The following is a 24127-nucleotide window of genomic DNA, read 5'->3' on the forward strand; positions in this document are numbered from 1 at the left end:
TTCCTTTCTCCCCATAAAGATCAGGGGCTGTCTTCTCCCGCCGTGATGGCCAGGTTGTCCCTGTGGATCACCTCATCATAGGGCTTATAGCCCAGCACATCCCGGATCTGGGCCGTTTTGCGGCCCATAATACGCCGCACGTCCGCAGAGGCATAATTGCAGAGTCCCATGCCCAGCACAGCCCCCTCCGCATCCAGGATACTTACCGGAGCACCCATGGAGAATTCTCCGTCCACCCGGATGATGCCTCCGGGCAGCAGACTCTTTCCCTGGGAACACAGAGCAGCCGAAGCCCCCGCATCAAGAAACAGGCTGCCCTTGGGCTTAAGGTTGAAGGCGATCCAGCACTTTCTGCTGCGCAGACGGTTGTTCCCCGGCACAAAAAAGGTACCAAGCTCCCTGCCCGCAAAAAGGTCGGTAAGCACCCCAGGCCGACTTCCCCGCGCGATGACCATGGGAATTCCCGCCAGGGTGGTTTTTTTGGCCGCACGGATTTTGCTGCCCATGCCCCCTGTGCCCAGAGCACCAGGGATATCACCTGCCAGGGCCTCAATTCTGCGGGTGATGCGCTCCACCACAGGAATCAGCTCTGCATCGCTGCTGGTGCGGGGATCTTTGGTGAAAAGGCCGTCGATGTCCGTAAGATTAATGAGGAGATCCGCATCCATGAGGAGGGTGATCATGGCGGAAAGGTTGTCGTTGTCTCCGAACTTGATCTCCTCCACGGCCACGGTGTCGTTTTCATTGATGATGGGCAGAACCCCCCAGTCAATGAGCGTGTTTAAAGTGTTACGGGCATTGAGAAAACGCTTGCGGTTGGAAAGATCTTCCTGGGTGAGCAGCACCTGGGCCACGGTTTTTCCGAAAGCCTCGAAAATATGCTCATACTCCATAATAAGACCCGCCTGTCCCACCGCAGCGGTGGCCTGACGTTTGGGAATCTCCACCGGCCTTTTGGCAAGCTTCAGTCGGCGCATGCCCGCAGCCATTGCGCCGGAGGAGACCAGAATAACTTCAAGGCCACCGGTCATGAGCGTATGAATCTCATGGCTGATCGCCTTCATCACATCAAGATTCAACCCGTCGGAGGCGGTAAGGACATTGCTGCCCACCTTGACCACCACCCGACGGGTTCTGGAAAACCACTGGAATCTATCCTTCATCTTCGCTGTTGATCTCCCGCGTCAGGATCTCAAGAAAGGCGTCCAGATTCTTTCCCGTTGCAGCGGAAATCCCCACCACCTTATGGGAAGGAAAGAGGTCTTTGAACTGGAGAGCATTTTCCCTGGCTTCCCCCAGATCCATCTTGTTCAGCACCACAATCTGGGGCTTTTCGGCCAGGGATTCGCTGTAAAGCCGCAACTCCCGGTTGATGGTCTCAAAGGCTTCCAGGGGATGTTCCGGATCCATGGCCATGGCATCAATCATATGCACCAGAATACGGGTTCTTTCCACATGACGCAAAAAACGATGCCCCAGACCAATCCCCTCATGGGCACCTGCCACCAGCCCAGGGATATCCGCCACCACAAAGGGTTCGCCCCAAGGGGGATTCACCACACCAAGATTGGGCACCAGGGTGGTAAAGGGGTAATCTGCCACCCGTGGCTTGGCTGCGGAGATGGCCCGGATCAGAGTACTTTTCCCCGCATTGGGAAGTCCGATAATCCCGACATCCGCAATGAGTTTCAGCTCCAGACGCAGGGTCAGATATTCCCCTTCTGTACCCGGCTGGGCAAAGCGGGGAGCCTGATGGGTCGCTCTCATAAAAAAGCGGTTCCCCTTGCCCCCCTGACCTCCCTTGGCCACCATGAAGGTAGAGCCGGGAAGATCAAGGTCACAGATACGCTCTCCGGTTTCACTGTTCCAGACCACGGTACCCGTAGGCACTTCCAGAAGAAGATCTTCCCCCCTGCGCCCCGAACGGTTAGCCCCTTCACCAGGCTGCCCTCTTTCTGCGGCATGGTGTTCCCGGTGACGAAAACGGTAAAGCGTCCGTTTTGCATCGGACGCTTTCAGGATCACATCACCACCGTCACCACCATCTCCGCCGTCAGGGCCTCCCTTGGGAATAAATTTTTCCCTTCGGAAACTGACACAACCCCGGCCGCCATGGCCGGATTCAACGGTAATTTGTGCTTCATCGACGAATTTCACGCCTGGTATACACTGACTTTCTTCCGATCACGACCGTAGCGTTCAAAGGCCACCCTGCCATCTACTTTGGCAAACAGGGTATAGTCCTTGCCCATGCCCACGTTCTCACCGGGATAAACTTTGGTTCCCACCTGACGGACAATAATATTACCCGCCTTCACGATTTCACCACCAAAACGTTTTACGCCCCGGCGCTGACCATTACTGTCGCGACCGTTGCGGGTAGAGCCCGCCGCCTTCTTATGTGCCATCTGCAAAACTCCTTATCATTCAAACAAGTCCATACCCAAAATCAGATCAGGCCTCAATACGGTTGATGCGCAACGCGGTGTAGGGCTGACGATGGCCCTGCATCTTACGGTAACGCTTTCTCCGTTTATACTTGAATACCAGAACTTTTTTGGCCTTGTCCTGCTCCACGATGGTGGCATGAACCGCTGCACCTTCAAGCATGGGCTGGCCAATTTTCAGTGCATCTCCGATCCTGGCAAGCAGAACGGAGTTCAGCACAACTTCGGCGCCAAGCTCTCCGGCGATTTTCTCGACTCTGAGGGTTTCCCCTTCAGCGACCCGGTACTGTTTACCGCCCGTTGCAATCACAGCATACGTCATCAGATTTTCTCCTTGATCCAAAAAAATACTCAAAAGGCCCTTTTTCAAAAGAAGGGTTCCTCTGCATCGCCCTGTCCCTGTCAGGATTTTTTTTTCTGTTTCCTCTCCTTGGCCGGCGGTGCCACAGGAGATGGATCGGAAAGTATCCGGGACAAAACGGCTGGTGGAATCCCCTTTTCTTCGGACAGGGGCAGGCACCGTAAAACCTCGGCCTTGTAATGGCATTCCAGCGCCTTCTTCTTCAACCTGTAGCTCAACACCATCCAGAGAACGCCAACTCCGGAACCACAGATCACAGCCAGAATCCCCACTACCCGTACAACATCCAGCATGGCACTCCCCGCATGATCCATGAAATAAAGAATTTCATCCATGCGATAGACAAGCCCTGCCACCATACCCAGCAGAAGCAGCAAAACTAAAAAAGGAATCTGCAACAGGGAGCGCAGCCAACGTGGCCCTCCTGCCCTTATGCCTTCTGCATCCTGCTGTAACTCTCCATGTAAAAAAATATTAAAAGCGCCCACCACAAGCCCCAAGAGAAAGGTCAGGGTTACGGGTGCCAGAAAAGCCATCAAAAAATAGGTTTTCCAAGGAAAAGCGCGGGTGATATGCCCAAAGCGATCCTCTCCGACCAGTCCCAGCTGATACATCCAGCAGGCAATAAAAATACCCACTTCAATGAGAACAATGACAAAAATATAACGCTGAAAAAAAGATTTAACCTCATCACCGGTAAAGAGTCTGGCAATACCCGAAAATGCATCCCTTGGTCGGGAGTATATCTTTGAAAAACGGTCTTCCATCCCCCCCCACCCTGTCCATGACTTAACAAAGGCTGGATTTCATGCCAAAAACACCGGATATCTATACGCGATCCCACTGTCCCGGTCAATCCCTCTTTTCCAGAACCAGCCGAAAGCCCACATCCTGCCCCGACCGGCGCGGATTCCCCATAAAATCACGGGCTGCAGACCGTACACTCTCGGGCCGGGTATACCACGAGCCCCCCCGGATCGCGACAGGATCCCGTCTACCCGGCCGTAAAAATCGTTCCTCCTGATATGCGGATGCTGCATACCGGGTATTGCACCATTCCCAGACATTGCCCAGCATATCATGAAGTCCATAGGGATTCGGCAAAAAGGAGGCCACGGGGGACGTGTATACAAAACCATCCTCCACAGGCGCCACCGCCCAACCCGAAAAACGTTTTCTGGCGCTGAGATCCGCCACATTGGCGTAACGAGCCATGAATGCCAGATCCTCACCCCAAAAACGGGCGGCCCCGTTCCCCCCTCTGGCTGCATACTCCCACTCCGGCTCCGAAGGCAGACGGTATTGCCGGTGCCAGCCACTCATCCAGGCCGCCATGGCCTTTGCATCCCCCAGCGTAACATGCACTACAGGGTCTTCCTCGGTTTGGTGATGCCCTGGGTTTTTCCAGGAATACCCAGACAGGGCTTCCCACTGAGTACCGGTATATACCCATGAAAACCCCTCCCTTTCTGCATCCGTCACGTAGCCCGTTTCCGCCACAAAAATCGCAAAGGCCCTTCGGGTGACAGGGGTTTCCCCCATATAAAGCGCATTTACCTTTTGATAAATCCGGGGGCCTTCATGGGGCATACGCCCTTCCTCCCTTTCGGGACTTCCCATCCAGAAACACCCTGGAGGAAGAGATACAAACCCAAGGCCTGTCACAGGATCCACATAACGTAAAGGGCGAAAATCCACAGCCTGATCCGGACAAACTTCCACGGGCAGTCGGGGTTCAGGAAGCCCATAGAACAGGAGACCGTATACGATAAAAAGTGCAGGCAGCAGCACAGCAAGAGCCAGAAGGCGCACAATACGGGGATGGATACGCATAACACCTCCTGAAATGAACAAAAAACGGCGGATCCTGTAATGAGGAAAGACCCGCCGTTTTTTCACATCTCTAAAATAAACTTATTTGCGTCCACTGTATTCCTGATAGCCCATGGCTGCGGTGCGATACACCAGATGCGCCATCTTGGAAAAGGGCAGGTAGGCAAACAGGTGGAAAATAGCGATCAGATGGATGTAGTAGGAAAGGTAGCTCAGAAAAGCCACCCCACCCAGACGGAACATCTGCGTCGTCATACCCGTAACCGCTACCAGCAGAATGACTCCCAGAATGTACCAGTCTTTATAGGCAGACTTCTGGTCTTGTCTGGCCAGACGGTTTTTCATCATGAGGAAAATACCGAGGATGAGGGCTACACCGGAAACGTTGGCCACCCACTTGATGGGATTAAGCTGGCTGTAAGGCGTTGCCTGATGCAGAAAGTAAACCCCTACAAAAACCAGACCCGTGACCACGGCCAGACCAATGAAGGAGAAAAGTACCATCATATGGGCTGTGGCACGTTCACGGTTTTCACCACACTCGGAAAACTTCTTGTGTTTACCGATGGTGGGCAGCACCTTCCAGAGGGCCTGACCATACTCTTTCCAGTTGAAATCCGTCTTCTCGGTTTTCCCCTCAAGAACGGCATTGGCATGGATGTCGGCAATAAAGCGCTTGAGTCCCAGACCAAAGACCACCACAATGGCCAAAGCCAAGGGAACAAATACCATATCCACAAACCAACTGGAGATAAAGTTGGAGGCAGCAATGCCGGGAACAGGCAGACCGTCATGGGTGTGATACCAGAACTCCCCCCCAAAAAGACGGGCAAAGAATTCATGACCGAACACTGTCAGGAAGGCAAAAAAGGCAAAGATAGCCGCAGGCACAGCTGTCAGTATCCCCAGCTTGCTGCGGTCATTGACCATTTTACCCACAATCTTGGGCTGGGCGTATTCCATGATGGCGTAGGAACGGATAGCACCCAGCACATCACCGGGAGCAGCGCCTCTGGGGCAGAGGGTGCTGCAGTCCCCGCACTGATGGCAGAGCCAGATATCCGCACTTCCCACCAACTTATCCTTCAGACCCCAGGATGCAGCAATCATTTCCTTTCTCGGAAAAGGCTTGTTCTCCGGGGAAATGGGGCAGGCAACCGAACAGGTCGCGCACTGGAAGCATTTTTTTAAGGTATCTCCACCGAGGCCTATCACCTCGTTGATAAAGCCAAGATCCGGCTCTACCATATATTTCTGTGTCATCTGACCTACCTCCTCAAATATGCAATGGGCGGTGTGGGGTGTCCTTATCAGAAGCCCTTGAAGGGGTTCGGACCCAGTTCTTCAATTCTTGCCACAAACTTATTGATCAGCTCCGGTGCCTTGTCGAATTCGTCAATGGCCACCTCAAACTGGGCAACACGCTCATTCTCAAGACCAAGGCTGGTCAGGGTATCCCCCATCTTGCTGGAGCGGACATCCATCAGCTCAGAGCCTTTGACAAAATGGCACTGGTAATCGTCACCGTGCTTGCATCCCATCATAAAGACGCCGTCCATCCCCTGGGAAAGGGCATCCTTGATCCAGATAACGTTGACGGAACCCAGACAGCGTACGGGAATGATACGCACATCCGCATGGTAGGAAATGCGGTTCATGGCCGCCATATCCAGTGCGGGGTAAGCATCGTTTTCACAGACCAGCCCCAGAATACGCATGGGCGGCTCGGTGAAATCCATATCCGAAGGCACCCAGATGCTTTTCACCATGGAACCCACGGAGTCAATGGAGTAATCCGCAAAACCAATGATACGTTCAGGGCAGGCTCCCATGCAGGTACCGCAGCGGCGACAGCGGGTGGGGTTGGGCTTGGGCGTACCACGCTCATCATCGTCCAGTGCTCCGAAGGGGCATTCTTCCGTGCAGCGTTTGCACTGGGTGCAGCGCTGGAAAAAGAAATCCGGGAAGGTCATGTCACCGGAGCGGGGATGAACCGCCACACCCCGATTGGCGGACTCCACACACTGAATAGCCTTCAGGGCCGCACCCGCCGCATCTTCCATGGATTCTTCAATGGTCTGGCTTCTGCGGACAGCACCGGCAGCATACACACCGGTACGCTGGGTTTCGTAAGGGAAACAGATGAAATTGGAGTCTGCGTACCCGTCAAAGGTTTTGATATCCCGGAAACCGGGTCCCTGGCGGTAGGCGAGGTTAACGACAGGATCTTCCTTGGTGGCAGGAACCATGCCCGTGGCCAGAACCACAAGGTCGGCCCGGATCTGGATCTCATCCCCGAGGAGGGTGTTGCCCGCAGTCACCACAAGGCCGTCGGCACCAGGCTCCACAGCTGTAACTTCCCCCTTGGTAAGAAAAACGCCGGGATCCTGCTGCATGGACTTGTAGAAGTTCTCCTGAAGACCGGGAGTCCGCATATGCTGATAAATCACATAGGCCTTGCCGTCCGCATAATCTTCACGCACATACTTGGCCTGCTTTAAGGCCACCATGGAGGTAACGGATCCACAGTAGTCAAAATCCGCATCATCCCCATCCTTGCCGGGACTCTGGACAAAAACCACGTTTTTCGCTGGACGCCCGTCGGAGGGACGCACCACCTTACCCTCTTTGGCCATCATTTCAAACTGATGGTTGGTGATGACGTCGGCATGGCCCACACCCAGGTGTGCCCAGGCTTCGGTATCCACTTCCGCAGGCTTCCAGCCGGCAGCCAGGATGACGGCACCATACTTCACACCATTGGGATCAAAGGTCAGTACATCCGCACGCCCCTCATTGATCTGGTTGTAGATCACACGGATCTGATCCACATCCAGCGCCTTGCCATTGGCATCCACCCGCTGCTCTTCAGGAACGGCGAGGGGGACATCAAATTCAATTTTTTCACCTGGCTTTTTGAAGGTGACGGTAAAATCACCGGGCTGTCCCGCAATACGGGCCACCACAGTACCGGTTTTCACCTCAATTTTGGAAGAGGCTTCAATGGCCTTGATCTTGTCGTTCACCACAGGCGGAATCAGAGACTCAAAGGGCATGGCAACAGGCATCTGCTTGCGCATTTTTGCCGCATAGCCCCCCAGAGCGTCGTCCTTTTCCACAATGGTCACTTCATACCCAGCAGCCGCCGCATCCAGGGCTGCACTCATACCCGTGACACCGCCGCCGATCACAAGAATTTTCTTGGAGTAATTCTCCAGCTTGTAGGGTTCTGGAATGGCAATCTTTTCAATACGGGCCATCCCCATGCGGATATAGTCATCGGCCATCTGCTGGATACGATCCAGAAAATACTCGTCCGCTTTCTCATCATCGGTGACAGGCCCGGGGAACACATCCCGGCTGTGGCTCCAGACCACACCTTCACGCAGATTCACACGATCCACAACGCAACCGTCGAACTTGAAAATATCAAAGTTCACCCTGCGGGAACAGGCGGCAATGGCCAGGGCATTGGTACCATCGGCCACATCCGCCTTGATGAGATCCAGACCTTCCTGGCCACAGAGACAGGCGTGGGTCTTGCAGGCAAAACGTTTTTCCGCCACCACAGATTCCAGTTTTTCAATATTCAACATCTCACCGATGCCACATCCGGTGCAGATGTATACGCCATATTTCTTCTGCATGTTATCTGCCTCCTACCGCTTCACCAGGGTTTGAATTGCCTTGAGAGCCATACCGGTTGCATTCTGGTTACTGGAGACCACGTCCGCCGGCTTGTTGGCGCAGCCGCAGGCAAACTGTCCGCCCTTGGCGTAATCATTGACAATGAAGCCATCTTCCGTGAAGACCAGATCCGCCCTGGGCTTGGCCCCTGCAAGGCTGGGTTCCATGCCTGTGGCCAGAACAGCCAGATCCACGGCACGGCGGCTTTTTTCACCCGTTACGGCATTTTCGGCGGTCACAAGGATTTTACCATCCTCTTCGGCCACTTCCGCAACCTTGCCCTTAATGAAAAAGACCTTGGGATCCTCTTTCAGCATCTTGTAGAACTTCTCATAGCGATACCCCGGAGCCCGCAGATCAATATAATAAATATACACTTCCGTATCGGGATACTGGCTGCGGATATAGGTGGCGTGCTTCAGAGAGGCCATGCAACAGATGTAGGAGCAGTAGGGTAAATGGTTTTCATCCCTGGAACCTGCACACTGAACAAAAGCCACTGTTTCCGGAGCTTTGCCATCGGAGGGACGAACAATTTTACCTTCTGTCGGCCCCGTTTTGGAAGCCAGACGCTCCAGCATCATGTTGGTGATGATGTCGGGATAGCGGCCAAAACCCAAGTTATCGATCTTTGCCGCGTCATAGGGCTTCCACCCCGTGGCCCAGACCACAGCACCCACCACAAGATTCAGTACTTTGGGCTGCATGGAAAGATCCACAGCATTGTACTTGCAGGTTTCTGCGACCTTTGCAGCATCATTGGTGCCGATAATTTCCGGCGCAAGCACATACCGCTGGGGAAACGCCATGGCATGGGGCAAATAAGCACCCTTGGTTTTGGACATACCAAAATCAAAGGCGTTGTCAATTTCCGTGGTACAAACCTTGGCACAATCGCCGCAGCAGGTACAGTTTTCGTTGACATACCGGGGGGCCACCTTCACCTGAACGGAATAGGAACCGGGAGTACCGGTCACACTTTCCACTTCAGCCAGAGTGAGCACCTTGATCCGGGCATTGTCACGAATTCTTCTGTAATTGATTTCAAGGCCACAGGTCGGCGGACAGAGCTTGGGGAAATACTGGTTCAACTGGGCAACACGCCCCCCCAGAGAAGCCGTTTTTTCCACAATGTACACGTCATAGCCGACTTCGGCAGCTTCGAGGGCCGTGGTAAGACCGCTGATCCCCCCCCCGACAACCAGAATACTCCCGGCAGGGGCTGAATTTTCCAACGTCATGCTTTCCCTCCCTAAATTTAAGATAAAAACGCTTTTTTATAATATGTGCATCGGACGCAAGGGGTGAACACGCAGATTCTGCCTGCCCTGTGCCCAGATATCCCAAGGTTCTTCTAAAAAACCCTCGGATAATTGGGCACGTTCCCGCAAGACCGCCCGCCCCTTTTGAAGGGGTGTCTTAACAAAAACCTCCTGGCCCCGGGAATCCGGAGACCAGGAGGCAAAGGCTATCCGACTACATCACGCCCACAAGCGGATTACATCGGGATAATGCGGTGATAAGGCACTTTCTTCATGTTCCACTGGTTGGTGGCTTTGTCATAGGTAGAGTTAACAAAGCAGAACCAGTTCTCATCATCCTGACCCATGAAGTCTGTTCTGTAGTAGAATCCGGGGAAACGGGATTCTTTACGGAACATGATGTGGCGGGTGTGGGCTTCTACCGTATAAATACGGTGGAAGATTTCCCAGCAGCGCATCAGTTCATGCAGGTCGCCTGCTGCCAGGAACTCACAGTCTTCGCGCATCATCTGGAAGAGTTCCATCAGGTTCTCAAGGGAAGCCTGGTTGGTGCAGTAGTAGGAACCTACACCACCACCATATTCGTTGGTGGCTTTCATCAGGCGCATGGTCATCCCCGCAGGCTTGCAGAATTTGGGGTTGACGTCAGCCATGGTGGAGTAATCTTTGTTGGCAAACCAGGTTTTTACAGGCTTCCATACCAGATCTGCAGCTTCCTGAGCATTCATTTCAGGCTCAGGCTTGAAGTCGGCATGGTTTTTCACCCATTTTACCATCATCTTGGCAGCAATACGGCCTTCTGCATGGGATCCGGAAGAGAACTTGTGACCGGAGCAGCCGATACCGTCCGCAGCAGTGAAGAGACCTTTTACGGTGGTCATCTGGTTGTACACCACACCGTTATCGCCCCACTTGTAATCTTCGGGAACCCAGTCTTCGTTGGGACCGGAAACCCAGATACCGCAGCAGCCGGAATGGGAACCCAGCAGGTACGGTTCGGTGGGCAGAATTTCGGAATCTTTTTTCTCAGGCTCGGTGTTGGTGGCGCACCACAGGTTGGCCTGACCACAGGTCATATCCAGGAAGTCTTCCCAAGCTTCTGCTTCAAGGTGCTTGAGTTCCTTCTTGTCCATGGTCTCGCCCAGTTTCTGGAGAGCCTTGGAAGTTACCATCATGATGGGACCACGACCCTGCTTCACTTCGTTCATCAGGAGGTGGTTACGCAGACAGGTCGGGGTGATGGGGGCGGTACCGTAGGGAGCGTACTTGGCCAGTTCATCCTTGGCTGCCTGAGAAGCTGCATAGTTTTCGCCGAGAGAGTTTTCCAGATGGGCTTTGAACAGAAGGAACCAGGCACCAACGGGGCCGTAACCATCTTTGAAACGGGCAGGCGTGAAGCGGTTTTCCATCATGGAAAGCTCAGCACCGGCACGAAGCGCCATGGTGTAGGTGGAGCCGGCATTCCATACGGGATACCAGGCACGGCCTTTACCTTCACCCACGGAACGGGGCTGGTAAATGTTAACCGCACCACCACAGGCAACCATCATGGTATTGCACTTGATGTAGTATACTTTGTTCTCACGGGTGGAGAAACCGACGGCACCGGCAATGCGGTTGGGTTCATTCTTGTCGCGGAGCAGTTCCACGATGAATACGCGCTCAATGATGTTTTCTTCACCGAGGGCTTTTTTAGCAGCTTCAGCAACGATCCGCTTGTAGGATTCACCGTTGATCATGATCTGCCATTTACCGGTACGTACAGGCTTGGCACCATCTTTAAGAAGGCCCAGCTTCAGACCTTTTTTACCATCAACGTTCTTGTTATCCGCATCTTTTTTCCAAATGGGCAGACCCCATTCTTCAAACAGATGAACGGAATCATCCACGTGACGGCCCAGGTTGAAGATAAGGTCTTCACGCACAATACCCATCAGGTCGTTGCGAACCATGCGGACATAGTCATCAACTTTGTTGTCACCGATGTAAGTATTGATGGCGGAAAGGCCCTGTGCTACAGCACCGGAGCGCTCCATGGCAGCTTTATCCACCAGAAGAATCTTGGTACCTTCGTCGGCCCACTTTTTGATTTCAAAAGCGGTACCACATGCAGCCATACCACCACCAACGATCAGGATATCCACTTCCTTCTCGATGATTTCAGGATTTTCAACGCATTTCAGTTCGCCATGCGGCTGATTCGGCAATGCCATTGTATAGCCTCCCTAAACGTTTCTAGTTAAGGAATGATGTTTAAATTGGACAAAAACCCCAGTCAAAAGATCAGGATTTCCATACGGGGGGCGCTACGGGAGTAGCCTGCTTGAATCCAGCCTCTTCTTCAGTGAAAAGGAATTCAGTATTCAGGTCTTTACCCTTGGCACCATCGTATGCATTGGCAGTACCTTCAGCCGTGGTACGAATGGGGAACTTGAAGCGCTTGATAACGCCGTTGCGGAACTTACAGGTCCACATAATGTCTTCGGTACCCATCATGGGGACAAGGTCGGAACCCATGGGAACGAAGTCAGAGTAGCCACGAACACCGATAGCCTGGTTCGGGCAAATTTTGATGCAGGAGAAGCACTCCCAGCATGCATCCGGCTCCTGATTGTAGGCCTTCATGGCGTTGGGATCCAGCACCATAAGGTCGTTGGGGCAGATGTACATGCAAGCAGTCTTTTCTCCGCCTTTGCATCCGTCACATTTTTCTGCGATTACAAAGCTTGGCATTTACAATACCTCCCTAAGTTGTACGTTGAACCAAACTCCTGACGATAAACAATCCGGCCGATGCACACACCGCACCGGAGACCAAGAACCCTATAAAACAAGCAACATGCCATCCTGGCGAGAGTCATACGGCAAAAATCCGATATGAGCTTCTTCAAATGAACAGCATGTCAGCACACATCCTCAGCAAAAGCACTTTCTGCCCCGAGCCGAAAAACCATGATTTTTCAGCACATTAATCTAAAAACACAATTTTTTACTTTGATATCAATGAGATACCCTCAGACCAATTGAACAGCGACGTTAACACCGGCCCAGTAGATTTGTCAAGGATTTTCTCCCTGAGACTTTCTTCAACTTTTCTTTTTCCCAAAAAAAAAGAGGAAAAATACAATATCATCGGCTTATAAAATCTAAAAACACCATATGTTGCCAACACCACCCGCACCACCAGAACAGTGTTTCCGGGTCAAACTTCTTTTTGGATTGACATCCGCCCCACAGATGGTACCCCTTCTGAATTCGCAGCATATCGCGAAAACCATACTTTTTTTGTCTTAACTAAAAAAACAAGACACTGGATACCTCGCCGGCAGCCCCGCATCCCAACCCATAACCCGCAAGGAAAAAACGTGGATACCTTACCCGAAGAAACCCTGCAAACCCTTTCCCAGGATCAGCCCTTCTGCTTTGAATGTCACAGGGAGCGGGCCTGCTTCAACCATTGCTGCCACGACATGTGCCAGTTCCTCTACCCCTACGACATCCTTCGCCTCAAAAAACGGCTTAAAATGAACAGTGCCGACTTTCTCACTGCCTACTGCATCCTATATGATGGTGAAAGCAGCGGCCTGCCCGTGGTATCCTTTAAACTGGATCCGAATCGGGAACAGGCCTGCCCTTTCCTTACGGAATCCGGCTGCCACGTATATGATGACAGACCCGCATCCTGCCGTATTTTCCCTCTGGCCCGGGGACTGGTGCGGAATCGGGCCACGGGCAGAATCCAGGCCCACTACGCCCGCATTCCCGACCCCTCATGCCAGGGATTTGCTTCCGAAAAAACCCAGACCCTGAAAGACTGGCTCACGGATCAGGATCTCCACCGCTACAACCATATGAACGATGCCATGATGATGCTGATCAGTCTCAAAAACCGACTCCTCCCCGGCCCCCTTCAGCCACACGAAAAGGAAATTTTCATCACCGGATGCTATGATTTAGATGGATTTGACAGGAAGATTTATGCATCGGGACAACTGACAGGACTCTTTCCGGAAGAACGCCTCCTCTCCGCTGAAACGCATGACGAAGAGCGCCTCCTCCTCGCCCTGGACTGGGTACGCCACAGAATTTTTGGAAAAGCTGTATAAGGAGAGCAACATGCCCCTGCAAGGAAAGGTGGCCCTGGTTCCAGGATCTGTCCGGGGTATCGGAAAGGCCATCGCCCTCGATCTGGCCCGTTCGGGGGCGTGCCTGGCCCTTACCCGCATGGACTGGCCTGAAGATTTTGCAGAGATGGAAAGGGATATTGCCGCAAGCGGCGTCCCTTTCCGGATTTTTGACGTGGATCTGCGCAATACCGAAGCCATCCCGGAACTGATCCGGAAAATCATCTCCCATTTTGGCCGCCTGGACATTCTCATCAATAACATGGAACGGGGCGGCATGCCCATTGTACACGGAAAATATTCTCAGGAGCAGTGGGATCTGGAACAGGAAACCACCCTAAGGGCCAAGCAGTGGCTGGCCGAATCCACCCTTCCCCATCTCAAGGCCTCAGGAGAAGGCTGCCTCGTCAACATTTCCTCCATCGCCGCCCTCACAGGACGCTCCGGCCCGGTGGGGCTGCTTTTCAATGAGGGCTATGCTGCAGCCAACCGGGGCATCTCCATCCTCACGGAAACCTGGGCCCGCCTCGGCGCCCCGGAGGTTCGGGTCAATGAGCTGATGCTGGGCCTTATAGAAACCCGCCACGGCCCTCATACCCGGGGATGGGGGCTGCTCAGCGAAGATCAAAAAAAGGCTCTCACAGACCACACCCTTATGGGGCGGATCGGCCTTGTGGAGGATGTGGTGCGCGCCGTTCGCTTTCTTGTCCTGGAAGCCCCCTATATGACGGGCTGCACTCTGCGTCTGGATGGCGGTTATGTACTGGGAGGGGAAAAAGTCCCTCCCATGCCCTCCGGGGTGGTATAGCCTTATTTTTTCAGCTGCATACTGGATACGCCAACCCCCCAGATACTGTGACGTATCCAGTCAAAACCAAAACGGAGAAGGGCTACATCATCCTTCTTCAGCTTCCTTTTCAGATCCGGATGCACTTTATAGCGCTGGAAAAAACTGGATTCAAAAAGAAATTTCCGAAAACTGACCACGTGATAGGCAGCCATGAAGGCCATCTTTCCCCTTTTCCCGTAAAAACCTTCCAGCCCCCAGGGATCCCGGGAAAACAACGCCCGAACCACTCCCCATTCCCGGGTCATCTGGTTGTGACGTTTGGCATCCTGATCCTGAGCCCAGGCCTCCAGACTCCAGATTTTCTCCTCCTTCTGGCCCATACAGAACTCCGGAGGCCGAAAAAAAGCCACCGTTTCCACCACAGAACCGTCCGGTTTCAGGACAGTCCCCTGCTCAATGGGAAAGGTTCGACAGGTATCCGGCCTGTCCACATACACGGAACACCCCGCATCCGTCAGAAAAGGACAGGTCTTTTCCGCATTTTCCGCCATACGCAGCAGGACTTCGGGGAAATACTCTCCCTTACGCATCACCACATCCGTGTGGCGCTCCATGAAATCCTCGGAAGAAAGCTTCAGGGCCTTGCACAACCGCAGCACATCATAAGGATAAAGGTAAAGATTCAAATTCCGACAGCAGAGGTTAAAGCAGGAAACCCCCTCATGGCAACGGAAGGCAAAATGTTCCCCTGGCAGAATCCGCTTTCCCGGCAACGTCTCCAGGGCTTCCACGTCCAGATGCTTCATCCCTTTTCCTCCCTCCCCACATCGGGCATGGGTAGCCCCAACATTTCAGCAATGCTCAGGCGGATCCGTCCGTCAAATCCAGATTTTTTCCGCAGATCCTGCTCCAGCAGGGCCAGCTCCCGATAGTGGGGGGTACGATCCAGGCAAGGGGAATCCACCCCATCCCCAAACACCTCACACCCCGGCCCCGTGACCTCACCACTTCTGCCCAGCATCTTCCAGGGCACTCCGTGAAGTCGGCAGATCATGGGCCTCTGGGCATAGACCCGACAACGCCCCTCCACATTCAAAGGACAGAGTCCCCGAAAAGGGATGGCATTTCCTTCAGCATCATGACTCTTCATGGACTGATACCAAGCCTCGGCCCTTTCCTCCATACGCCGTCGCTCTTCTTCCGGGAGGACGGAAAACCCCTTCAGAAGATACAGCACCTCCACAAGGGTATAATGATAAAAACGCGTCTCGCAGCAGTTATCCTGACATCCGCGACAGGTAAAGAGCGCCTTTTCCGCCACAAGCCCGTACGCCCTGTCCATATTTTCATACAGTCCTGCAATTCTGGAAAAAAAAGAAGCCAGCACCTCCGGTGCAAGCCCCGTCTCCAAACCTTCCATTTTTCCGAAACTCCTCTCTCTGCAAGCCCCCTCTTCCCCTTCAAAACTGGGGAAAGGGCATAAAGGTTCTGTGGTAAAGGTTCAGCGCATAGCGATCCGTCATGCTGGCAATGGCATCACAAACCACCTGCTCCCGCACATCCCTGTCCGGATCAAAGGGAGGCAGCTCCATACGCTTCAACTCCACTTCCAATCCCCTGATATCGTCCATAAAATAGGCAAAAAGCTCTTCAAGAATTTTCTTGGCCTTCACAAATTCATTGTGTACCTTGGGAGAGCGGTACACATTCTCAAAAAGAAATTGTCGCAGCTCCGCCATGGTGTCGTATACGACAGAACTCATGCGCAGACAGAAAACACCACCCTCCATGCTGCTGTTAAAAACAATATCCCGAATCATGGTAGTCCCCCGTGCGGAATGGGTTTCCCCAAGAATCTTCCGGCAGGATTCGGGAATCTGACTGCGCTCAATGACGCCGCTGCGCACGGCATCGTCCAGATCATGGTTAAGATAGGCAATGATATCCGCAATACGCACCACCTGCCCTTCCACTGTCACAGCTTTCTCACCGGGTTCCGTGGGAATAATATTACCAAAACCCTTTGAATGTTTCAGAATACCATCACGAACCTCGAAGGTAAGGTTCAACCCTTCCCCCCGTTTTTCTAAAAGATCCACCACTCGGAGACTCTGGGCCGCATGGGAAAAATGCCTGGAATAAATTTCCTTGAGTACCGTCTCGCCGGAATGTCCGAATGGGGTATGTCCCAGATCATGCCCCAAAGCCACAGCCTCCGTCAGATCTTCGTTCAGACGTAAGGCTCGGGCAATGGTTCTTGCCACCTCCGCCACCTCCAGAGTATGGGTCAGGCGGGTTCTGTAATAATCTCCCAAAGGAGAAAGAAAAACCTGGGTTTTGTGCTTCAACCGACGAAAACCGCTTGAAAAAACAATGCGATCCCTATCCTGCTGAAAAACCGTCCGGATAGGACAAAAGTCCTCTGGACGCCTCCGCCCTCTGGACGCCGCAGCACGGCATCCATAAGCTGCAATAAACCCTGCTTCCCGCCTCTCAAAATCTTCCCGTATCGACATGCGTTGCCTGCCTGCTGCAATTTCGGTATACTCTTCAACCATGATCCAGTTTCAGCGGGTTCCATCCTATGCACAAGACACCCCGCCTTGTAAAGGGCGGACACCACTTTTACGATGAGGGGAATCATGGGCGGACACCATCTTATCCTTGGACAGATGCAGGATATTCTCAGCGGAACAATCATCGCGGACACCCATGACAACCGCTATCGCCAGAAAATAGCCGCCCTGCTTCTCACACTGGGGTATGATGCAGAAGAAATTACATCCAACATCCCCCTGGTTCTGAAATGTGACACAAAGAGGGCGGAAATCCGCCTGGACTTTCTGGTTCAACCCAAGGGTAAAGCCTCCCTCCTCATCCGATACGGACCTGGTTCCCTGGTCACCCGCCGCACTCCGGCACGTGCCGCAGCCCTTCTCATGAGCGCCCCCCTTTTTGTGGTCACCAACGGTGAAGATGCTGAAATCCTGGAAACCAGAAGCGGTGTCCTCCTGACACAGGGACTCGAAAGGATTCCTGGCCCTGCCATACTGAATGAGGCATCCCTCTTACAGGAACCCCTGAATCCCGTTCTGGAAGATCGCTGCCACCGGATTCTCTATGCCTTTGAGGTCAACGACGCCTGTCCCTGCGACGACGCCGTCTGTCACCTGAACCCGGAGACCTGACATGCACCACGATCATGTTTTTATGGGCCAGGCCCTGAAACTTGCCGAAGAAGCCCTCTGGGAAGGAGAATTTCCCGTAGGCTGTGTTGTAACCCTGAACGATCAGATCCTCGTGCAGTCCCGCAGACAGGACTCCAGAGGCAGACGGCCCAGTGAGATTCATCATGCCGAAATCCTGGCTCTGAGGGAACTGGAAACCCGTCTTGACCGGAAAGAACGTCAGCTCACGACCCTCTACGTCACCCTGGAACCCTGCCTGATGTGCTATGCCGCCATTCTTCTGTCCGGTATCGGCAGACTGGTCTGGGCCTATGAAGATGCCATGGGCGGCGGCACCACCTGCAACCTTGCTGGCCTCCCCCCCCTCTACGCCCACAGCACCCTTGAAATCCGTCCCCGCTTCCGGAGGGAGGAAAGCCTGACACTTTTCCGTACCTATTTCAGGGATCCGTCCCAAAGCTATTGGCAGGGCAGCCTTCTGGCCAGCTATACCCTCCTGACGGAATAAAAATGCCTATACCCTTTTTCCTTTCATGATGTTTATTGCACACAGTGATTATTTACTTGCACAGCCATGGAAGATGATCTATATATTCACGCTGACCAACATGAACCGATCACTTTCCCATCCGAAGTGATTTCAACGGATAACGCGCAGCACGAGGAGGTCCGGTATAATTACCAACGGACGTCAGCCGGGACCCGAGTCCCCGCAACAAAGCCAGAGCCGTACCAGAATAAACCGCAACATCCGGGCAAAGGAAGTTCGGGTGATTGATCCCGACGGAGAACAACTGGGCATAATGCCCGTTCCCAAAGCCCTTGACATTGCAGCAGGCCTGGCCCTGGATCTGGTAGAGGTGTCCCCCCAGGCCAAGCCTCCTGTGTGCAAGATCATGGATTATGGCCGGTTCAAATATGAACTGACCAAAAAACAGCAGGAAGCCCGTAAAAAGCAGACGGTGGTACAGCTCAAAGAAGTCAAGGTGCGCCCCAAGACCGGCGATCACGATCTGGAAACCAAGCTCAAGAATATCCGGAAATTCATTGAAAAACGAAACAAGGTGAAGGTCACCGTCATGTTCCGGGGCCGTGAAATCACCATGAGTGACCGGGGTCGCAGCGTTCTTGAAAGCATCATCGCCCAGGTGGAAGACATCGCTGTTGCCGAGTCCACACCCAAGTTTGAAGGGCGAACCATGATGATGATTCTAGTACCCAAAGCCTGACCTTTTGCTTTTCAGACCAGATGGCGTTTATTTTTCTGGCGCATGTCTTCATGCGCCAGTATTTTTGTTTTTTTAAAGCCCCGGGAATTGTTTGCAGCGCAATCCCCGGACAGAGATCGACAATTCTCATCAAGGATGGCAAAAAGGAGGCCGTTTCATGCCAAAAATGAAAACCAACCGGGCCGCAGCCAAGCGCTTTACCCGCACTGGCTCCGGTAAATTTAAAATCCGGAAGGCCAATTCCAGTCACATTCTGACCAAAAAAACCCGTAAAAGAAAACGGAATCTGCGTCAGGGTCAGATTGCTGACAAGACCAATCAGTCTCAGCTTCTCCGGCTCATGCCCTACGCATAAGCCTCTGTCTCCGGCTTGTCCTTTGTGCTGACAGCCAGCACTCCGCTCCGAACCTCGTTATTACAAGGGTCGCCATGGCCCTGTCCTCCGGGGTGCCCCTGAATCCGGAACGCGGTGGAAAAACCGGTTTTTTATTCTTTTTTTGAGGAGATCCACCCATGCGCATCAAAAGAGGCTTCAAAGCCAGACACAGACGTAAAAAAGTTCTCGCGCTCGCCAAAGGTTTCCGTGGTGGTCGCAGCAAACTCTTCCGCACAGCCGCAGACTCCGTGGACAAGGCCCTGATGTATGCCTTCCGCGACCGCCGCCAGAAAAAACGGGATTTCCGCCGTCTCTGGATTGCCCGTATCAACGCCGCCTCCCGGATGAACGGACTTTCCTACAGCCGGCTGATTCACGGCCTCAAAATGGCCGACATCGATCTGGATCGCAAGGTTCTGGCGGAACTTGCCATTTCCGATCCCGAGGGTTTTGCCATCATCGCCAAAACCGCCTCCGACAAGCTGCAGGCTTAACGCCATGACGTCCCGGCTTCGGGTCGTTTTTTTATTGATGACCGTATGACCGGTCGCACAGAAAGCCGGAACCTCCGCCCCTTCCGGGTACGGGAGTTCCGGCTTTTTTTAACTGCTTCCCCAAAGCGACCAGAAACCCCAACCCACCGATACAGGGCATACGACGTGGAAACCAGCATCGAACAACTGAAAGAAGAGGCCTTGACCACCCTTGCAGGCATAGAAGATGCCGGGGAACTCCAGGCCCTCAGCGTGCGTTATCTGGGCAAAAAAGGCCTACTGACCCAGCACATGCGCACCATGGCCTCCCTTCCTCCCGAAGAGCGCCCCGCCTTTGGCCAGCGGATCAATGCGGCAAAGGAGACCCTTGAGCAGGCCCTTTCCGAAAAGAAAGCCCTTCTGGAGGCAGCTGCCGCAGATCAGGCGGCAGATGTGGACATCACCCTCCCGGGTCGCCCGGTACCCACAGGTACACTGCACCCCCTGAACCGCATCCGCAGGGAAATTTCCGATATCTTCAGCCGCTTAGGCTTCGAAATCTCCGAAGGCCCGGAAGTGGAGCTGGACTGGTACAATTTCGAGGCCCTCAATATCCCGCCCCACCATCCGGCAAGGGACATGCAGGACACCTTCTATGTTTCCGAAAAGGTGGTGCTGCGCACCCACACATCGCCCATACAGATCCGCTTCATGGAAAGCCATACCCCTCCCATCCGCATCATTGCACCAGGCCGGGTTTACCGCTGTGATTCGGATATCACCCACACCCCCATGTTTCACCAGATTGAGGGGCTGCTTGTGGATGAAAAGGCCAGCTTCGGAGATCTCAAGGGTATTCTCACCGCCTTTATCCATGCCCTTTTTGACAAAGATACCAGCCTGCGTTTCCGACCAAGCTTTTTCCCCTTTACGGAACCCAGCGCAGAGGTGGATATCCGCTGCGTCATGTGCAAGGGAAAAGGCTGCCGCATCTGCTCCCAGACCGGCTGGCTGGAGGTTCTGGGCTGCGGCATGATACATCCCGTACTCTTTGAAAACACAGGCATTGATCCGGAACATTACCGGGGATTCGCCTTTGGCATGGGGGTGGAGCGTCTGACTATGCTCAAGTACGGCATCGACGATCTCCGGAAGTTCTTTGAAAACGATATCCGATTCCTGGAGCAGTTCTAGTCATGAAACTCAGTCTCAACTGGCTTAAAAGCCTGATACCCGTATCCATGACACCGGATGCCCTTTCCCACGCCCTGACCATGGCTGGCCTGGAAGTGGAAGCCGTGGAGCGCCCCTTTGCCCACCTTGAGGGTATCCGCGTGGGACGTATTTTTGACATTGCCCCTCATCCCAATGCGGACAAGCTGCAAACCTGCAAGGTGGATACGGGAGACACCATCCTCCATGTTGTCTGTGGTGCGCCCAATATTGCAAACGGCATGCTGGCCCCTCTGGCCATAGCCGGCACCACCATGCCCGACGGCTCAGTTCTCAAAAAGGGTAAAATCCGGGGAGAACTCTCCGAAGGCATGCTCTGTAGTGCCAGAGAGCTGAATCTGGATCAGGATCATTCCGGTATTCTGGCCCTGCCTCCCGATACCCCCACAGGTATGCCCCTGGACAAGGCCCTGGATATGGACGATATGGTCTTCACCATCGGACTCACCCCCAACAGGGTGGACTGTGCCAGCGTGATGGGCCTTGCACGGGAAGTGGCCGCCTTTGGCGATACGGTCTTCCAGGCCCCGGCCGTCCAAATGCCCGAAGCCGACCCCGCACTGGGAAGCATGGCGGATCATACCCGCGTGACCGTTGAGGACAGCCAGAGCTGTCCCCGCTATGCAGCCCGCCTGCTTGTGGACATCACCGTAGGGCCTTCCCCTGCATGGATGAAAAACCGCCTCATCGCCGCAGGCCTCCGGCCCATCAACAATATTGTGGACGTCACCAACTTTGTCATGCTGGAAACGGGCCAGCCCCTCCACGCCTTTGATTTTGATACCCTGGCCGAAAATCGTATCCTGGTACGCAGAGCCAAGGAAGGGGAGACCTTCATCACCCTGGACGAGAAAGAACGCAAGCTGGACGCGGACATGCTGATGATCTGTGACGGTGAAAAACCCGTTGCCATCGCCGGTGTCATGGGCGGCCTGCATTCCGGAGTAACGGAAAGCACACGAAGAGTACTCATCGAAAGCGCCTGCTTTGATCCCCCCTCCATCCGCAGAACGGCCAAAATCCTGGGACTTTCCACCGATTCCTCCTACCGCTTCGAACGCGGCGTGGATCCCCTGGGAACCCTCTATGCCCTGAACCGCGCCGCAAGCCTCATGCTGGAAGTGGGGGGGGGCAGGCGGGTGGAGGATCTCATTGATGTACACCCTTCCCCTCCTGTACCCCGCAGGGTTACCGTCAGCACAGATTTCATCAACCAGCGTATCGGACTCAGCCTGACCGCAGAAGCCATGGTCTCCCTTTTGCAAAAAGTGGGATTCATGGTCACAGCAGAAGGAGAGATCCTCTCGGTGGAGGTTCCCCCTTTCCGGGTGGATGTCTCCCGAAAAGAAGATATTTCCGAAGAAGTGGCAAGACTTTTCGGATACGACAATATTCCCGTCACCTTTCCGGAAATGCCTGCTGAAACCCGCTTTGACCCCCCGAGCATCCGCTTCCGTCGCCTGCTCCAGGATCAGGTCTGCGGCCTGGGGTTCCACGAGGTGATCACCTACAGCTTTGTAGCCAAAGACAGCGCGGACAAGATGCGTCTTTCCGGGCACCATACCCTGCGGTCTGTCGTAAGCCTGCAAAACCCCATATCCGAAGACCTTGCTGTGATGCGTACCAGTCTCGTTCCCGGTATGCTGACCACCCTGGCCCGCAACATCGCCCAGCAGGAAAAAAATCTGAAGATTTTTGAGATTGCAACCACCTTTACCCCCCTTGAAGGTCATGACCTGCCCGAGGAGAAAGAACTGCTGGCTCTGGCATGGACAGGAAACCGCAGTACGACAGGCTGGCATACCCGCCCTGCCCCCTGTGATTTCTTTGACCTCAAAGGAGCCCTGGAAGCCCTGCTGGAAAACCTTAAAATTCCCCCTGCGTGCTACGCGACTCCCAAAGACCCGGCGCGCTTCCCCTGGTTCCGAAAGGGTGCCTCAGCCTGCATCACCGTTAAAGAAAATCCCATCGGTCATATTTACGAAGTACATCCGGAAACCTGCCGCCTCTTTGACATCAAGCAGGCCGTTTTCATGGCCGAGCTGGATCTGAAGGCTCTGTTGAATAGCCAGGAACCCCTCCAGCTCTCCAGAGAAATTCCAAGATACCCGGCCACGCTCAGGGATCTTACCCTGATTCTGAACACAGAAATAGCCGCTGGGGATATTCTGACCGAAGTAGAAAAGGACAGACCTGCCATCCTGGAATCCTTAAGCGTCCACGACCTCTACCAGGGCGACAGAATTCCCAAAGGCAAAAAAAGCCTGACCCTGCGCATGGTCTACCGCTCCCCCAGCGAAACCCTTGCAGACAAAAAGGTCAATAAAGTTCAGGAAAAAATTACGGAAAACCTCCTGAAATGTTTTGACGCCACCCTGCCCGCCTGAGACAAAAGCCCCTGTCCGGTATCGGCCAGGGGCTTCTTCCACGCTTTCCGGCAAAAGGCCGAATCCCTTACCCGTGAAAGCAGCCTTGACAAACCTGTAAAAATAGCCTAATTGGTATGTCTGGCATTTTCCAGAGTTGCATCCGTATTTCAGGACATTGCACACTGCCATGCCAACAGTACCGGAATCGCCACGGAAAACGGGCCACTGCCCGTTTTTTCTTTATGCAATTCCGGTCTTCCTTTTGTCCTTGGAGGAAAAAGCTTGCAAACGGAAAAACACAGCCTGATCCATCGTATTCAGGATCTTGCCCTGCCCCTTTCAGAAAACCTGGGTCTGGAGCTTGTCCTTGTTGAATTTGTCAATGAAAACGGACGACAGATACTGCGCCTTCTTATGGACAAGGAAGGAGGCATCACCATTGATGACTGCGCCCGTTTTGCAAAGGAATTCGCTTATCTCCTGGATGTACATATTAATATTCCGGGACAGTACAGCCTTGAAGTTTCATCTCCCGGCATCAATCGCCCCCTTGTCAACCCCCAGGATTTCGAACGTTTCTCCGGGGAAGTGGTAAAAATCAAGACCCGCACCTCCATGAATGGACAACGCAACTACAAGGGCGAACTGCTGGGCATCACCAACGGCCTGGTAACCCTCAAGCTTACCGAAACAACCGTTGCCATTCCCTATGGGGAAATCCACTCGGCGCGGATCTGCCGGGACTAAGGGAGAGC

The 24127-nt window shown here is 53.7% G+C and carries 24 protein-coding genes; 10 read left to right on the plus strand and 14 right to left on the minus strand.

Annotated elements, in window-relative coordinates; all coding sequences use genetic code 11:
- Positions 1–20: 20 nt before the first annotated feature.
- The 11 genes from proB to aprB form a co-directional block, all read right to left on the minus strand.
- Positions 21–1163 (minus strand): glutamate 5-kinase, encoded by a 1143-nt coding sequence (proB, locus tag BR04_RS11045; protein WP_496356071.1) that lies wholly within the window; start codon positions 1161–1163, stop codon positions 21–23.
- The gene (obgE, locus tag BR04_RS11050; protein WP_496356072.1) at positions 1153–2157 is read right to left on the minus strand and encodes a GTPase ObgE; all 1005 of its coding nucleotides are present in this window, start codon (positions 2155–2157) and stop codon (positions 1153–1155) included. Before obgE ends, proB begins: the two co-directional genes overlap by 11 nt.
- Positions 2154–2408, minus strand: a complete 255-nt coding sequence (gene rpmA / locus BR04_RS11055) for a 50S ribosomal protein L27 (RefSeq protein WP_496356073.1) — start codon at positions 2406–2408, stop codon at positions 2154–2156. Before rpmA ends, obgE begins: the two co-directional genes overlap by 4 nt.
- Before the next feature lie 46 nt (positions 2409–2454).
- On the minus strand, positions 2455–2769 hold the full coding sequence (gene rplU, locus BR04_RS11060; protein ID WP_496356074.1) for a 50S ribosomal protein L21: 315 nt from the start codon (positions 2767–2769) through the stop codon (positions 2455–2457).
- Between the two features lie 80 nt (positions 2770–2849).
- Positions 2850–3575 carry a hypothetical protein gene (locus BR04_RS11065; protein WP_496356075.1) on the minus strand — a complete coding sequence of 242 codons (726 nt, stop codon included), beginning with the start codon at positions 3573–3575 and terminating at the stop codon, positions 2850–2852.
- An 85-nt stretch (positions 3576–3660) separates the two neighbouring features.
- Positions 3661–4641, minus strand: coding sequence for a formylglycine-generating enzyme family protein (locus BR04_RS11070; RefSeq protein WP_496356076.1), 981 nt, complete (start codon positions 4639–4641; stop codon positions 3661–3663).
- An 81-nt stretch (positions 4642–4722) separates the two neighbouring features.
- Entirely contained in the window at positions 4723–5904 is a 1182-nt protein-coding gene (qmoC, locus tag BR04_RS11075) for a quinone-interacting membrane-bound oxidoreductase complex subunit QmoC (protein WP_496356077.1), read from the minus strand.
- A gap of 47 nt (positions 5905–5951) precedes the next feature.
- Positions 5952–8288, minus strand: coding sequence for an FAD-dependent oxidoreductase (locus BR04_RS11080; protein WP_496356078.1), 2337 nt, complete (start codon positions 8286–8288; stop codon positions 5952–5954).
- Positions 8289–8300: 12 nt separating this feature from the next.
- The gene (locus tag BR04_RS11085; protein WP_496356079.1) at positions 8301–9569 is read right to left on the minus strand and encodes a CoB--CoM heterodisulfide reductase iron-sulfur subunit A family protein; all 1269 of its coding nucleotides are present in this window, start codon (positions 9567–9569) and stop codon (positions 8301–8303) included.
- A 257-nt stretch (positions 9570–9826) separates the two neighbouring features.
- Complete coding sequence (gene aprA, locus BR04_RS11090) at positions 9827–11803, minus strand: adenylyl-sulfate reductase subunit alpha (RefSeq protein ID WP_496356080.1); 1977 nt, start codon at positions 11801–11803, stop codon at positions 9827–9829.
- A gap of 70 nt (positions 11804–11873) precedes the next feature.
- Positions 11874–12323 carry an adenylyl-sulfate reductase subunit beta gene (gene aprB, locus BR04_RS11095; protein ID WP_496356081.1) on the minus strand — a complete coding sequence of 150 codons (450 nt, stop codon included), beginning with the start codon at positions 12321–12323 and terminating at the stop codon, positions 11874–11876.
- 632 nt (positions 12324–12955) lie between these two features.
- Between aprB and BR04_RS11100 the strand changes: the two genes are divergently transcribed.
- The gene (locus BR04_RS11100) at positions 12956–13696 is read left to right on the plus strand and encodes a YkgJ family cysteine cluster protein (RefSeq protein WP_496356082.1); all 741 of its coding nucleotides are present in this window, start codon (positions 12956–12958) and stop codon (positions 13694–13696) included.
- 10 nt (positions 13697–13706) lie between these two features.
- Entirely contained in the window at positions 13707–14522 is an 816-nt protein-coding gene (locus BR04_RS11105) for an SDR family NAD(P)-dependent oxidoreductase (RefSeq protein WP_496356083.1), read from the plus strand.
- Positions 14523–14524: 2 nt separating this feature from the next.
- Here BR04_RS11105 and BR04_RS11110 read toward each other — a convergent pair whose 3' ends face one another.
- From BR04_RS11110 to BR04_RS11120, 3 genes are read right to left on the minus strand one after another with little or no spacing between them, the layout of a single operon-like run.
- Positions 14525–15310: a YkgJ family cysteine cluster protein gene (locus BR04_RS11110; protein WP_496356084.1), complete on the minus strand. Its 786-nt coding sequence runs from the start codon at positions 15308–15310 to the stop codon at positions 14525–14527.
- On the minus strand, positions 15307–15924 hold the full coding sequence (locus BR04_RS11115; protein ID WP_496356085.1) for a YkgJ family cysteine cluster protein: 618 nt from the start codon (positions 15922–15924) through the stop codon (positions 15307–15309). The genes BR04_RS11110 and BR04_RS11115 overlap by 4 nt, the downstream gene beginning before the upstream one ends.
- A 40-nt stretch (positions 15925–15964) precedes the next feature.
- Positions 15965–17062 (minus strand): deoxyguanosinetriphosphate triphosphohydrolase, encoded by a 1098-nt coding sequence (locus BR04_RS11120; RefSeq protein ID WP_496356086.1) that lies wholly within the window; start codon positions 17060–17062, stop codon positions 15965–15967.
- Between the two features lie 84 nt (positions 17063–17146).
- Between BR04_RS11120 and BR04_RS11125 the strand changes: the two genes are divergently transcribed.
- The 8 genes from BR04_RS11125 (at position 17147) to rimP (ending at position 24119) form a co-directional block, all read left to right on the plus strand.
- Positions 17147–17692 (plus strand): type I restriction enzyme HsdR N-terminal domain-containing protein, encoded by a 546-nt coding sequence (locus tag BR04_RS11125; RefSeq protein ID WP_496356087.1) that lies wholly within the window; start codon positions 17147–17149, stop codon positions 17690–17692.
- 1 nt (position 17693) lies between these two features.
- Positions 17694–18200, plus strand: coding sequence for a nucleoside deaminase (locus BR04_RS11130; protein WP_496356088.1), 507 nt, complete (start codon positions 17694–17696; stop codon positions 18198–18200).
- 169 nt (positions 18201–18369) lie between these two features.
- Positions 18370–18921 (plus strand): translation initiation factor IF-3, encoded by a 552-nt coding sequence (gene infC / locus BR04_RS11135; protein WP_496356125.1) that lies wholly within the window; start codon positions 18370–18372, stop codon positions 18919–18921.
- 157 nt (positions 18922–19078) lie between these two features.
- Entirely contained in the window at positions 19079–19276 is a 198-nt protein-coding gene (gene rpmI / locus BR04_RS11140) for a 50S ribosomal protein L35 (RefSeq protein WP_320356567.1), read from the plus strand.
- A gap of 158 nt (positions 19277–19434) precedes the next feature.
- Positions 19435–19791 (plus strand): 50S ribosomal protein L20, encoded by a 357-nt coding sequence (gene rplT, locus BR04_RS11145; RefSeq protein WP_496356089.1) that lies wholly within the window; start codon positions 19435–19437, stop codon positions 19789–19791.
- Between the two features lie 165 nt (positions 19792–19956).
- Positions 19957–20964, plus strand: a complete 1008-nt coding sequence (gene pheS, locus BR04_RS11150; protein WP_496356090.1) for a phenylalanine--tRNA ligase subunit alpha — start codon at positions 19957–19959, stop codon at positions 20962–20964.
- 2 nt (positions 20965–20966) lie between these two features.
- Positions 20967–23390 carry a phenylalanine--tRNA ligase subunit beta gene (pheT, locus tag BR04_RS11155; RefSeq protein ID WP_496356091.1) on the plus strand — a complete coding sequence of 808 codons (2424 nt, stop codon included), beginning with the start codon at positions 20967–20969 and terminating at the stop codon, positions 23388–23390.
- Between the two features lie 264 nt (positions 23391–23654).
- Positions 23655–24119, plus strand: coding sequence for a ribosome maturation factor RimP (rimP, locus tag BR04_RS11160; RefSeq protein WP_496356092.1), 465 nt, complete (start codon positions 23655–23657; stop codon positions 24117–24119).
- Positions 24120–24127 lie beyond the last annotated feature (8 nt).

The sequence above is a fragment of the Desulfobotulus sapovorans DSM 2055 genome (assembly GCF_059569355.1).